Origin of the sequence: Cupriavidus gilardii (assembly GCF_008801915.1) — a bacterium.
Lineage (GTDB): Bacteria > Pseudomonadota > Gammaproteobacteria > Burkholderiales > Burkholderiaceae > Cupriavidus > Cupriavidus gilardii.
This window is the reverse complement of the sequence record NZ_VZOV01000014.1, coordinates 50,827-63,480: the sequence shown is the minus strand read 5'-3', so window position 1 is coordinate 63,480 and position 12,654 is coordinate 50,827. Positions and strand designations below refer to the sequence as shown.

Here is a 12,654-nt window from a genome sequence, read left to right as displayed (position 1 = left end):
AGGGGGCCGGGGAGAGGGCGGCAATACCGCTGGACAATACGGCTGCGCATGTCCCGCGCCGCCCCCTTTGGTACGATGACCTCGTTGCCCGAGCCAACACGGAGTCCCCATGCGTCGCAGCGTTGCAGGCTGGGTTCTGCCCGCCGTCATAGTGGCCGCCTTGTGCGGCCCCAGCCTGGCGCCTGCCGCGCGCTTGTCGGCCGAGCCGGTCCACGTGCCAGCCGCCGCGCCGACCTCGCCCGTACCGGTCGCCACCGCTGAAGGCATCACCGAATACCGACTGCCGAACGGGCTGCGCGTGCTGCTGGCTCCCGATGCGGCGCAGCCGACCACCACCGTCAATATCACCTACCTGGTCGGCAGCCGGCACGAGAACTACGGCGAAAGCGGCATGGCGCATCTGCTCGAGCACCTGCTGTTCAAGGGTACCCCCAGCCTTCCCGATGGCGCGACCGGCAGGCAGATGGCCAGTCGGGGAATGCAGTTCAACGGCACCACCGCGTACGATCGCACCAACTACTTCGCCACCTTCGCGGCCAGCGAGGAAAATTTGGACTGGCTGCTGCGGATGGAAGCGGATCGGATGGTCAACAGCACGATCTCGCGCAGCGCGCTCGACAGCGAGATGACGGTGGTGCGCAACGAGCTGGAACGCGGCGAGAACAGTCCGACCGGCGTGCTGCTGCGGCAGCTCGCCGCCAGCGCCTATCACTGGCACAACTACGGCAAGGCGCCGATCGGCGCGCGCAGCGATATCGAGCACGTCGGCATCGACGCGCTGCAGGCCTTCTATCGCCGCTACTACCAGCCCGACAATGCGGTGCTGGTGATCACGGGGCAATTCGATCCGCAGCGCACGCTGGCCAGCGTGAGCCGCTATTTCGGCGCGATTCCCCGGCCCGCACGCGTGCTGACGGAGCAGTACACCGTCGAGCCGCCGCAGGAAGGGCCGCGCGAGATCCTGCTGCAGCGGCCCGGCGATATCCAGGTCGTGGCCGCGCAGTATCACATCGGCCCGGGCGCGCATCCGGATACTGCCGCGATGACGCTGCTGGTCGATATCCTGACTGCCATTCCAGGAGGACGCCTGTACCACGGGCTTGTCGAGCAGAGGAAGGCGGCGTCGCAGGCGGGCTTTGTGCGGGCGTTGAAGCAGCCGGGCAGCGTGGTGTTCCTGGCACAGGTCGGCAAGGCGCAGCCGCTGGAGCCGGCGCGTACCGGACTGCTCGAACTGGTCGAAGGCATCGCCGCGCGGCCCATCACGCAGGAGGAGCTCGACCGCGCACAGCGGCGTGCGCGCAACGGCTACGAAAGGATGCTCAACGATCCGGCCAGTTACGGCGTGGCGCTGTCGGAGGCCATTGCCAAGGGCGATTGGCGGCTGATGCTGATTGCCCGCGATCAGATCGAGCGGGTGACGGTCGACGACGTCAACCGCGTGGCGCGCCACTATCTGCAGCGGGCCAACCGTACGCTGGGCCAGTTCATTCCCGTCGATGTCCCCGGCTACGTCGCGATTCCACCGGCGCCCGATCTCGCCGAGCTGACGCGCGACTATCGCGGCAAGCCGGGCGCGGCCCCGGTGGCGCCGTTTGCCCCCACGCCGGCCAATATCGAGGCGCATACGGTGCGTGCCACGCTGCCGAACGGCCTGGCCATGGCGATGTTGCCCAAGCCCGCCCGGGGTCAGCGTGTGCAGGGCCAACTGGTGCTGCGCATGGGCGATGTCAACAGCCTGCGCGGGCTGGACGCGGTCGGCACGCTGACTGCCGGCATGCTGATGCGCGGCGCGGGCGGGCGAGATCGGCAGCAACTGATCGATGCATTCGAGGCGTTGAGCGCCACGGTCGGCGTCTCCGGCGATGCCGAACGGGTGACCGTCAGCTTTCAGGCGCCGCGCGAGCATCTGCCGCAGGTGTTGACGCTGCTGCGCGATGTATTGCGCGAACCGAGCCTGCCCCCGGCCGAATTCGAGGTGCTGCGCACCACCGCAATCGCCGGCATCCAGAGCCAGGTACGGCAGCCCGAAGCGCTGGCGCCTGTCGTACTGGGCCGGCACGGCAATCCCTATCCGCGGGGCGATCCGCGCTATGTGTCCACGCTGGAGGAGTCGATCGCCGACCTGCGTGCGGTCCAGCTCGAGCAGGTACGGGATTTCCATCGGCGCTTCTACGGCGCCAGCCATGCGCAGTTCGCGCTGGTCGGCGATTTCGATGCCGCGGCCGTGCGTCGGCAGGTGGAGACGCTGTTCGGCGACTGGAACGCGCCGATGCCGTTCGTCCGCGTCGAGCGCGATTTCGTGCCGCTGCATCCGGCAAGCCTGGCCGTGCCGACGCCGCACAAGGCCAATGCCAGCTTCATCGCGGCGCTGCCGATCGGCATGACGATGGACCATCCCGACTATGCGGCGCTGGCGATCGCCAATCGGATCTTCGGCGGCAGCTCGATGAAGAGCCGGCTCGCCGATCGCCTGCGCCAGCAGGAAGGCATCAGCTATGGCGCTACCAGCTATCTGCGGATCGGCGCGCTCGATACCGCCGGGCGCTTCGGCGTCCAGGCGTCTTTCGCCCCGCAGAACCTGCCGCGGCTCAAGGCCGGCGTGCAGCGCGAGTTGCGGCGATTCCTGCGCGAAGGCGTGACCGAGGACGAACTGGCCGAGGCCAAGAGCGGGCTGCGGCAGCAAGGGCTGGTCACCCGCAGCCGCGACGAGGCGCTGGCCTCGATACTGGCCTATCAGCTGTTCGTCGGCCAGACCATGGCGTTTACGGCGGAACTGGAGCGCCGTATCGAGCAGGCCACCGTCGAGCAGGTCAATGCCGCGATCCGGCGCTATCTGGGCCCCGATCGCTTCGTCGAGGTCTATGCCGGCGCTTGGCCCGACGCCGGCGGCGCGGCCGATCCGGGCAAGGTGGCAGCGTCGCCGGAGAGTGGGCTATAGCTTTACCTAATGATGGTGGTTTAAACGATAAATTGTACAAATCGAGGGGGCATCGCCAGAATGGGGCCTTCGCTGCGACACACAACGCACGCGGCACAAAGCATCTACCCAGACACCGACCATCCAACCAAGGAGCGATCCCAATGCTGCAATCCCGTGAAGGCCAACGCGTCCCCAATGTCACGTTCCGCGTCCGCGAGAACAATGAATGGAAGAACCTGAACACCGCGGAGCTGTTCGACAACAAGACCGTCGTGGTCTTCTCGCTGCCCGGCGCGTTCACCCCGACCTGTTCGTCGACCCACCTGCCGCGCTACAACGAGCTCGCACCGGTTTTCGCCAGGCATGGCGTCGATGCGATCCTGTGCGTCTCGGTCAATGACACCTTCGTGATGAACGAGTGGGCCAAGGACCAGGAATCCGAGAACATCGTGATGATCCCCGACGGCAACGGCGAATTCACCGACGGCATGGGCATGCTGGTGGACAAGACCGACCTCGGCTTCGGCAAGCGCAGCTGGCGCTATTCGATGCTGGTCAAGAACGGCGTGGTCGACAAGATGTTCATCGAGCCGGAAGAGCCGGGCGACCCGTTCAAGGTTTCCGACGCCGACACGATGCTGGCCTATGTCGCTCCGAACGCCAAAAAGCCCGACCAGGTCGTGGTGTTCTCGAAGGAAGGCTGCCCGTTCTGCGCGAAGGCCAAGCAGCTGCTGGCGGACAACGGCTACCAGTACGTCGACGTGCCGCTGGAACACAAGATCCGCGGCAAGGTGCTCGGCGCGGTGTCCGGCACGATGACCGCTCCGCAGGTGTTCATCAACGGCAAGCTGATCGGCGGCGCCGAGCAGGTCGAGCAGTATCTGGCCGCCTGATTTTCCGCAGCGCCTTTTTTCCCGATTCCACTGATTTGTCCGTGGCGCGGTCCGGCAGTCGCCGGACCCGATGGCGGCGTGCCGCCCTCGGGTCCGTGGATTGAACCGCCCCGAATACAACGATCGTCTCTCCAACAGGAATTTCGCCATGCAAACCATCGACACCGACATCGCCGTGATCGGCGCAGGCACCGCCGGCCTCGCCGCCTATCGCGCCGCCAGGGCCGCCGGCAAGCGCGCCGTGATCATCGAGGGCGGGGAATACGGCACCACCTGCGCCCGCGTGGGTTGCATGCCGTCGAAGCTGCTGATCGCGGCGGCCGAGGCCGCGCACGAACTGCGCCATACCGCGCCGTTTGGCGTCCATGTCGATGGACAGATCCGCATCGATGGCCGCGAGGTGATGGACCGGGTGCGGCGCGAGCGCGATCGCTTTGTCGGCTTCGTCGTTCGCGGCGTCGACAATATTCCGGAGCAGGACCGCCTGCGCGGCTACGCCCGTTTCATCGACAACACGGTGCTGCAAGTCGGCGACGGCGCCAGCGGCACCGTGGTCCGCGCCAGCCGCGTGGTGATCGCCACCGGCTCGAGCCCCGCCGTGCCTGCGCCGTTCCGTGTGTTCGGCGACCGGCTGGTCGTCAACGACGACGTCTTCGACTGGCAGGACCTGCCGCGCCGCGTGGCGGTGTTCGGTCCCGGCGTGATCGGCCTCGAGCTGGGCCAGGCGCTGTCGCGATTGGGCGTGCACGTGCGCGTGTTCGGCGTGCGTGGCGGCGTCGGCCCGCTGACCGACCCGGCGATTCGCGCCTACGCCGCCCAGGCCTTCCAGCAGGAGTTTTATCTGGACCCGGATGCCAACGTCACCGACATGGCGCGCGAAGGCGACGAGGCCGTGATCTCGTTCATCGACCGCGATGGCAACGCGGTGACCGAGCGCTTCGATTATGTGCTGGCCGCCACCGGCCGCCAGCCGAATGTCCGTCATCTGGGCCTCGAAAACACCGGCCTGGAGCTCGACGCCCGCGGCGTGCCGGTATTCGACCCGGCCACGCTGCAGTGCGGCTCGGCGCCGATCTTCATCGCCGGCGACGCCAACGACGTACTGCCGCTGCTGCACGAGGCCGCCGACGAAGGCAAGAGCGCGGGCGAAAACGCCGCCAGCTGGCCGCGGGTTTCCCCGGTGCCGCGCCGCGCGCCGATCGCGGTGGTGTTCTCCGACCCGCAATTGGCGATGGTCGGCCAGCGCCATGCCGACCTGCCGGCGGACGGCTTCGTCATCGGGGAAGTCAGCTTCGAGGACCAGGGGCGCAGCCGCGTGATGCTGAAGAATCGCGGACTGATGCATGTCTATGCCGACAAGGCGAGCGGCCGTTTCCTCGGTGCGGAATGGATCGGCCCCCGCGCCGAACATATCGCGCATCTGCTGGCGTGGGCATATCAACAGCAATTGACGATCGATCAGATGCTGGCGATGCCGTTCTATCACCCCGTGATCGAAGAGGGCTTGCGCACCGCGTTGCGCGATGCACAAGCCAAACTGCGGGCCTGAGCCGGGTAAATGCCGCCGTGGCGGCATTCCTTGTCATTGCCGTTATGCGTGTTGCCGCGCATCCCCGCCTCGACATCGCAGGTGTGCGGATTATTATGTAATTGCCGAATATTGTGATTCTGTCTTATTGGATTACATTTTTTATGGTGACGCGAACATAACCGTGAGCTAGCATAACGGCACCCTACAACTGGCAAGGAATGACGATGGCGACTTACAAACAATTGCTGGCAGAAAAGGAAAAACTCGAAGCGCAACTCGAGGAAGCCAGGCAAACCGAAGTGGCGACGGTGATCGCCCAGATCCAGCAACTGATGGAGGATTACGGTTTGACGGCCGAGGACCTCGCGCCGCGCCGCCGTGGCCGTCCTCGCAAATCGGCGGCCCGTTCCGGTACGCCGGCCCCGGCCAAATATCGCGATCCGAAGACCGGCAAGACCTGGTCCGGCCGCGGCCGCGCACCGGCATGGCTGGGCAAGAATCGGGATCGTTTCCTGATTACCGAGTAAGGTGGTGCGTGCAAGGCCGTGCGTGATTGCAATTCGCGAACGGTAATGCGCCGAATGGCAATATCCGGCCCGACCGATGTCCTGCCAGGGGACGCGATTGACCCGATTTGCCGCCGTGCTGCGCAGGATTCCGTGCGATAGCCGGTCCCGCGGGCGCTGCATACCCTTCCGTTTTTGCGGGAATTCCCGTTTTTTGCACAGTTGAGCCGAGCCCGCTTGCAACAAGACATTGACAAGACAATGCGCAAGCCATTGACGGCGCTCAATTAAGTATTTTCTTACAATCGAGCCGATCCTCCGTATTGCGACGGGTCAACGCAATACGGGCCGGCCGCCGCCGAATTGCCGAAACGATAACGGTAACGGCGCGCGGCGCATCGAAACGCTCGCCTCGCGCCAATACAATGTCCCGTGCCGCTTCGGTGCGATCGTCCGTTTCGCAGGTCAGCCATACCGATCCTTGCAGGCATAGCACGGTGTATCCTTGGCCGATCACCAGCCGAAGCGGCTCGGAGCCGATTCTGTCAACGCGAGCAATACGATCGATCCGGTCAATTCGGACAATGCCGTCGGGTCCGGCGAATGCATGCATGGCGGTCTCCGTGCGTGCCCAGTAGCGGTGGGGCGCCATGTCATTGTGGTCGCACGTCCGATAGCGTGGCCGGATGTTTCGTCATCCCCGGCATTCCGGCGCATCATGACCGGCGCCAATGACGGCCCCAGCGCTACCATGACCGCGCATATCCGCATCAACCAGCCATGACGAAGATCAGTCCGGCCGCTTCGCAAGCGCTGCGCGCGATGTCCCTCGACGCGCTGCGCGGATTCGACAGCGCGGCCCGCCATCTGAGCTTTACCGCGGCGGCCGACGAGCTGTGCCTGACGCAGTCGGCCATCAGCAAGCAGATCAAGAGTCTGGAGGACGCGCTCGGTGTGCCGCTCTTCCTGCGCGGCGCCAAGGGGCTGTCGCTGACGCCCGAGGGGCGTCTGCTGCAGCAGGCCGCCCGGGAGGCGATCGAACAGCTGGCCGGCATGGTCGAACGCCTGATCGCACCGGAGCGCAGCGCGATCTCGGTGACCACCACGCCGTCGTTCGCCTCGCTTTGGCTGGTGCCGCGACTGGGACGGTTCCAGGCGGAGGCGCCCGATATCGACGTCCGCATCGACGCCTCGGAGGCGGTCGCCAATCTGGACCGGGACGGCTTCGATCTGGCCATCCGGCTGAGCCCGCCCGGACAGGCCGCCACGGCGCTGCTGCGGGAGAGGCTGATGCTGGTCGCCGCGCCGCAGGTCGCCGCGCGCATCCGTCGCGCCGGCGATATTCGCGGCGCGACGCTGCTGGTCTATCACGATCCCAATGCGCGCTTTGGCTGGATGTCCTGGGGCGAGTGGTATCGGCGGCTCGGGCTGACGGCCGCCGCCAGTCAGCCCTGCCTGTATTTCTCGCGCTACGAGCACGTCGTCGCCGCGGCCGCGGAAGGGGCGGGCATTGCAATCGGCCGCACTCCGCTGATCCTGCCGCTGCTGGCTGGCGGCGAATTGCAGGTGGTACTGCCGGAGTCCGGCCTGGACGGCATGGAATATCGGATGGTGATCGCGGACCATGCAAAGACACGGCCCGCGGTGCACCGCTTCGAGGCGTGGTTGACGCGCGAACTGACGCGCGACGTCACCGGTTGACCAGAGGCCTTGCGGGCCCGAGCCGAAACCGGCAACGCCTGGCCATCAGAAGCGGTGGCGCACACCCACCCCGTAGTTGTTGCCGTGAGACAGGCCGCCGACCTTGTCGTAGTAATAGGCGACATAGACATCGGTGCGCTTGGACAAGTTGTAGTCGTAGGCCACCGCCGCGGTATTGCGTTCGATATCGGCGACCTCGTTCTTGATCTTGCCGTACGCATACGACAGCAGCAGGCTGCCTGCGCCGATCGGCACCGACGCGCCGATCTGTCCGTTGCTGTGCTTGATGTCGCCGGTGGCGCTGTCGATATCCGATCGGATGTGCTGGCCCTGCACAAACAGCTTGACCACCTTGAAGTCGTAACTGAGGCCGGCCTGCACGGCGTTCTGCTTGCGAAAGCCGACCATCGCGGCGGGCGAGGTCACGTCTCCAGGCGTGTTGTTGAACTTGACCTGCTGGAACGCGACGGTAGCGGCAAACGGCCCGTTGAAATACAGCACGTTGCCGCCCCACTTGTTCTTGCCGTTGTCGCCGGCCTGCTCCCCGAAGGCGTAGATCGCATTGAAGCTGAGCCCGCCGAACTTCGGCGACGAATAGACCAGCGAATTGCTCCACCCCGAATCGCCGACGATGCCCGGATCGTAGACCGTGCCGCCATTGCTGGCGACATAGGTGTGGAAGATCGTGGGCGAGAAATGGTACGAATCGACCAGCGGATTGAACAGGATCGTCGACAGGAAATAGGGGGTGGTATTGCGGCCAAGGCGGATGGTACCGGCCGATTCGCTCTGCAGCCCGACATAGGCGCTGCGCGTGAACATGCCATCGGCGTCGAACCGGCCCGCGCGGCCACCGTCGGCCCGGTAGAAGCCATTCAGATCGAAGATTGCCTTCAGGCCGTTGCCAAGGTCCTCGGTGCCCTTGATGCCCCAATACGACGTCTGCATGCCGCCGGCGCCCAGCACATAGGCGCGATCGCCGCCGACCGCCTTGTTGCTGCCGACGTAGGTGTCGACCTGGCCGTACAGCGTCACGCTGGACTGCGCCAGCGCGCCCCCGCTTGCCAATGCCGCCATTGCGGCTGCCATCGCGGCCACCTGCACGCGTGCCGGCCTGAATTTCGTTGTTGTCATGCGAACCTCCATCGTTGACCCTGATTTCTCTCGTGCTGCCTTCTATTGAGGCGTTGTTGTCGTGATGTCCCGATCGGCTGGCTCGGCCGGATTGACGGGGCGTTCGGATCAGTGTGCGGAATTCGGCCGGGACCGACCACCATCATTTTTCGTGCGACGCGAGCACAAAATGTGTGCGGTGGCGGCGCGACGAATGCGGGGCCGGACGGTGGCGCGAACGGCCTCGAGCCGCTACGCGGCCAACGTCAGCGGCGGGTGCAGCGCGCCGATCGCGGTCTTCAGATGTTCGGCGAATGCGGCGGCGGCGGGCGGCAGCGCGCGGCCCTTGCGCGTGGCCAGCACAAGCCGGCCGAGCGCCAGTTCGGGATCGGCCAGCGGCACCGCGGTCAGCGTGCCCTGCCGCGTTTCGCGCAGCGTGCCGGCATGGAACTGGAAGCAGATCGCATCGGTCTGCCGGACGAAACCCTTCAGCGTCTCGACCGTGGTCGCCTCGAGCATCACCGACAGATGCAGCCGATTGCGGGCGGCAATGGCCTCGATCAGCCGGCGGCTGGCAAAGTTGGCCGGCCCGAGGGCGACCGGAAACGCCGCGCAGTCGACCAGCCGCAGCGTGCGCCGTGCGGCGAGCGGATGGTCGGGCCGCATCATCGCGCAGAACGGCTGTGGCGCCGCCGCGAGTTCCTGCAGCAGCGGACTGGCAGGCGGATCGTGCGCGAGCAGCAGATCGGCCTCGTCCCGCTTCAGCGCCTCCATCAACGCCTCGGTGCCGCCGATCTCCACATGGAATTGCACGCCGCGATGGCGCGTCTGATAGCGGCCGATCGCGCCGGGCAGGAAATCGGTCGCCACCGACTCCGCCGAGGCGATCCGCACGGAACCGCGCACCAGTCCGCGCAACTGCGCCATCTGTGCCGCCGCGGCGTCCAGATCAGCCAGACTGCGCCGGATGGTGGCCACCAGCACTTCGCCGGCCGACGTCAGCCGCACGCCACGCGGCAGCCGTTCGAACAGCGGCGTGCCGATCTGCTGTTCGACCTCGAGAATCTTGCGGTTCAGCGCGGTCGACGCGACATGCAGCTGCTCGGCTGCCTTGCGGATCGAGCCGCAGCGAGCGACGGTGTCGAGATACAGATAGACGCGGGGAGGATGGAGCATTGGCTTGGGCAGCGGCAGCAGGAATCGGAACGATCACTGCCTAGCAAGGATCGTGCGCAGCTTGTGCTCCTGCGGACAACACGGAGGTGGGGGCCCTGCGCTGGCCGAACGCCTCTTCGCGTCCTATTGTGGGACGTGGTTGGGTCGGTCCGGACGTATCCGGGGCGGCCCGTGTCCTGTAACAACACCGACGGAGCGCATGGCTATGCAGAAGATTGGATCGGCAAGGTGGCAAGGCGGCATCAAGGACGGCGGCGGCACGATTTCGACGCAGAGCGGCGTGCTCAAGGATGCGCCATACGGCTTCAAGGCACGCTTCGAGGGCGGTCCCGGCACCAATCCGGAAGAACTGATCGGCGCCGCGCATGCCGGCTGCTTTTCGATGGCCCTGTCGCTGATCCTCGGCGAGGCGGGCATGGTGCCGGACAGCATCGACACGAAGGCCACGGTGACGCTGGAGAAGGACGGCGGCGGCTTCAGTATCACGGCCATCCATCTCGACGTGGCGGTGCGCATCCCCGGCGCGGACCAGGCCGCCTTCGACAAGTGCGCGCAGACCGCCAAGGAGAACTGCCCGGTGTCCAAGCTGATGAAGGCACCGATCACGATGAATGCCACCCTGAATGCCTGAGTACCGGATCGCCGCCGTGCCGCGCCCAGGCGGCCCGGCGGCGAGATTTCCCGGGAACCGGGCGCGCAATGCGCTTTCTATAATGGACAGGGCGCAGCGCCCCGCCATCCGGCGCTGCTGCCCGCCACCTCAGGAGGCAACATCATGCAGAGCAGCGAAGCGGTGCTCACGCAGGCCCGCGCGGCACTGGCCAATCTGCCGTTCCACGGCCAGCATCTCCATCCCACCATCAATTTGCGCCTGTCCGACGGCGCACTGATTCTCGAGGGCGACGTCCCGGATATCGTCGCCAAGACACGGGCCGCGGCCCGGATGCGCAAGATCGACGGCGTATCGTGCGTGATCGACCATCTGCGCGTGGCCAACGGTGCCGCGCCCGCCGGCGATGGCGAACTGCGCAACGCGGTCTGCGAGCGGCTGCTGCAGGCCGTGGATTTCCGCAGTTGCAAGATCTGCGTGCATGCCAAGGGCCGGCTGGAAACGCTGCGCGAGGCGGTCGGCGAGCGCAGCGGCTGGATCGAGGTCAATACGGTCGATGGCATCGTGACGCTGCGCGGACAGGTGATCAGCCTGTCCCATATGCGGCTCGCCGGCGTGCTGGCCTGGTGGTCCCCCGGCTGCCAGTGCGTGGTCAATGAACTCGAGATCGCGCCCGCCGAGCGCGACAACGACGAGGAGATCACCGAGGCGCTGCGTCTGGTGCTCGAGTCGGATCCGCTGGTCAATGCGGATCAGATCTCCATTCGCACCGAGAACCGCGTGGTCACGCTGGAGGGTTATGCGGGCGAAGGCGCACGCCGCCAGGCCGAGCGCGATGCCTGGTATCTGCACGGCGTCGAGGAGGTCATCAACCGGATCGAGCGCCGGCCCGACGCCGTCTGAACGCACGCAAGACGCGGCGCAAGGGCTCGCCTTGTTGCCGTTTCCGGCCCCGGTCCGTCGTCAGGCAGCGGATCCTTCGCGCAGCCCGTCCTCCACGCGCCAGTAACGGCGCCGCGCCCGCAACGCATAGCGGGCGCGATAGTCCGACATCGACATTCCCGTCGCGCGCTGGAACAGCCGCCGGAAGGTCGCCGCATCGCTGTAGCCGCACGCTTCGGCGACCGCCTGCGTGCCGTGCAGCGAGACCTCCAGCAGCGTCTTCGCACGCTCGATCCGCAGCGCATGCAGGTAGGCCAGCGGCGTCATGCCGGTAACCTGGCGGAAATGCCGCAGCAAGGTCCGCTCGCTGACCGCGGCTGCGCGCGCCACGTCGGCCAGCCGGTATGGCGCGCCGATATGGTCCCGCAGCCAGCGCCTGGCGCGGAATACCGGGCTGTCGGCGGTCGGGGTGAGCCAGCGTTGCGTCGTCAGCGCCGGCGTCAGCAGCTGGCGTTCGGCCTGCAACAGCAGTACGCGGGCACTGGCCTGAGCCAGATCGGGATCGTGCAGATGGCCGAGCACGCGCAGCATGAATTCGGTCTGCAGGGCCGGCGCCACGCTGTGGAAGACGCGACCGTGCACGCCCATCGGTTCGTCGTGGGTGAAGTCGCACAGCGGATAGCGGCGCGCCATCCAGCTCTGGTAAAGCCACGGCGCGCCGATGCGGGCGCCGTCAAGCAGTCCCAGTTCGGCTGCATAGGCGATGCCGTTGAAGGATGCCGCGATCCAGCCGCCCGCCTGCGCATGCCGCTCCACCAGCTTGAGCACAGGGCGTTGCTGTTCGAACAGCTCGCCCAGATGCGGCGCGTTGCGCGCCATGACGCCCGGAATCACCAGCAGTGAATGGGCTTCGCCATGCTTGTCGGCGCTGCGGTGCGCGCGCGGGCGCCGGCGTGGCCGTGCGAGCCCCGGCACCGGCATCGCCAACGCCCGACCCGTTTCGCCGATCACCTGCCAGCTGAGCCCGCAGTCGCGGCCGGGGCGCTGCAATTGCGCGATGCCGCTGGCCGTGCGCAGGACGTCGAGCGCGGCGAACAGCGACCCCGGCATGGCATGGGGCAGCCACAGCAGCCGCACATGCAGCGCCGGCCCGAGGCGGTCCGGCGCCGGCACCGGGTCCAGTCCGGGGTAATTCGGTGCGGACACGTCGTCGTCGGGGCAGGGGAGAGGCGGCGCGGACATGGCGGGATCGACATCGGAAATGGCGATATTGGTCCTCCCCGATGCGGCGGACAAGCCCTAGCATCCCGGATTGACTCCCG

The 12,654-nt window shown here is 66.6% G+C and carries 11 protein-coding genes; 7 read left to right on the top strand and 4 right to left on the bottom strand.

The features are described from left to right. Nucleotides 1-109: 109 nt before the first annotated feature. The 4 genes from F7Q96_RS17000 to F7Q96_RS16985 all read left to right on the top strand — a co-directional run bounded on the left by F7Q96_RS17000 (nt 110) and on the right by F7Q96_RS16985 (nt 5,871). Nucleotides 110-2,938 carry a M16 family metallopeptidase gene (locus F7Q96_RS17000; protein ID WP_053824365.1) on the top strand — a complete coding sequence of 943 codons (2,829 nt, stop codon included), beginning with the start codon at nt 110-112 and terminating at the stop codon, nt 2,936-2,938. Nucleotides 2,939-3,081: 143 nt separating this feature from the next. Continuing rightward, nucleotides 3,082-3,813: a glutathione peroxidase gene (locus F7Q96_RS16995; protein ID WP_053824364.1), complete on the top strand. Its 732-nt coding sequence runs from the start codon at nt 3,082-3,084 to the stop codon at nt 3,811-3,813. Nucleotides 3,814-3,961: 148 nt separating this feature from the next. Next, nucleotides 3,962-5,362, top strand: coding sequence for a dihydrolipoyl dehydrogenase (locus tag F7Q96_RS16990; RefSeq protein ID WP_053824363.1), 1,401 nt, complete (start codon nt 3,962-3,964; stop codon nt 5,360-5,362). 206 nt (nt 5,363-5,568) lie between these two features. Further along, nucleotides 5,569-5,871 carry an H-NS histone family protein gene (locus tag F7Q96_RS16985; RefSeq protein WP_006575547.1) on the top strand — a complete coding sequence of 101 codons (303 nt, stop codon included), beginning with the start codon at nt 5,569-5,571 and terminating at the stop codon, nt 5,869-5,871. Between the two features lie 262 nt (nt 5,872-6,133). Here the strand turns inward: F7Q96_RS16985 and F7Q96_RS16980 are convergent, their stop codons facing one another. Continuing rightward, nucleotides 6,134-6,463 carry a DUF2917 domain-containing protein gene (locus F7Q96_RS16980; protein WP_158507307.1) on the bottom strand — a complete coding sequence of 110 codons (330 nt, stop codon included), beginning with the start codon at nt 6,461-6,463 and terminating at the stop codon, nt 6,134-6,136. A 167-nt stretch (nt 6,464-6,630) separates the two neighbouring features. On the opposite strand from F7Q96_RS16980, the gene F7Q96_RS16975 reads away from it, so the two are divergent. After that, a complete protein-coding gene (locus F7Q96_RS16975) occupies nt 6,631-7,551 on the top strand; it encodes a LysR substrate-binding domain-containing protein (protein WP_053824362.1) in 921 nt (306 codons plus the stop codon). A 45-nt stretch (nt 7,552-7,596) separates the two neighbouring features. Here the strand turns inward: F7Q96_RS16975 and F7Q96_RS16970 are convergent, their stop codons facing one another. Further along, nucleotides 7,597-8,685 carry a porin gene (locus F7Q96_RS16970; RefSeq protein WP_053824361.1) on the bottom strand — a complete coding sequence of 363 codons (1,089 nt, stop codon included), beginning with the start codon at nt 8,683-8,685 and terminating at the stop codon, nt 7,597-7,599. A 231-nt stretch (nt 8,686-8,916) separates the two neighbouring features. Then, complete coding sequence (locus F7Q96_RS16965; protein ID WP_053824360.1) at nt 8,917-9,840, bottom strand: LysR family transcriptional regulator; 924 nt, start codon at nt 9,838-9,840, stop codon at nt 8,917-8,919. Between the two features lie 205 nt (nt 9,841-10,045). Between F7Q96_RS16965 and F7Q96_RS16960 the strand changes: the two genes are divergently transcribed. Then, nucleotides 10,046-10,471 carry an OsmC family protein gene (locus F7Q96_RS16960; protein ID WP_053824359.1) on the top strand — a complete coding sequence of 142 codons (426 nt, stop codon included), beginning with the start codon at nt 10,046-10,048 and terminating at the stop codon, nt 10,469-10,471. A gap of 144 nt (nt 10,472-10,615) precedes the next feature. Further along, nucleotides 10,616-11,353 carry a BON domain-containing protein gene (locus tag F7Q96_RS16955; RefSeq protein ID WP_053824358.1) on the top strand — a complete coding sequence of 246 codons (738 nt, stop codon included), beginning with the start codon at nt 10,616-10,618 and terminating at the stop codon, nt 11,351-11,353. A gap of 60 nt (nt 11,354-11,413) precedes the next feature. Here the strand turns inward: F7Q96_RS16955 and F7Q96_RS16950 are convergent, their stop codons facing one another. Then, entirely contained in the window at nt 11,414-12,574 is a 1,161-nt protein-coding gene (locus tag F7Q96_RS16950) for a GlxA family transcriptional regulator (RefSeq protein ID WP_390885715.1), read from the bottom strand. Nucleotides 12,575-12,654: the final 80 nt, after the last annotated feature.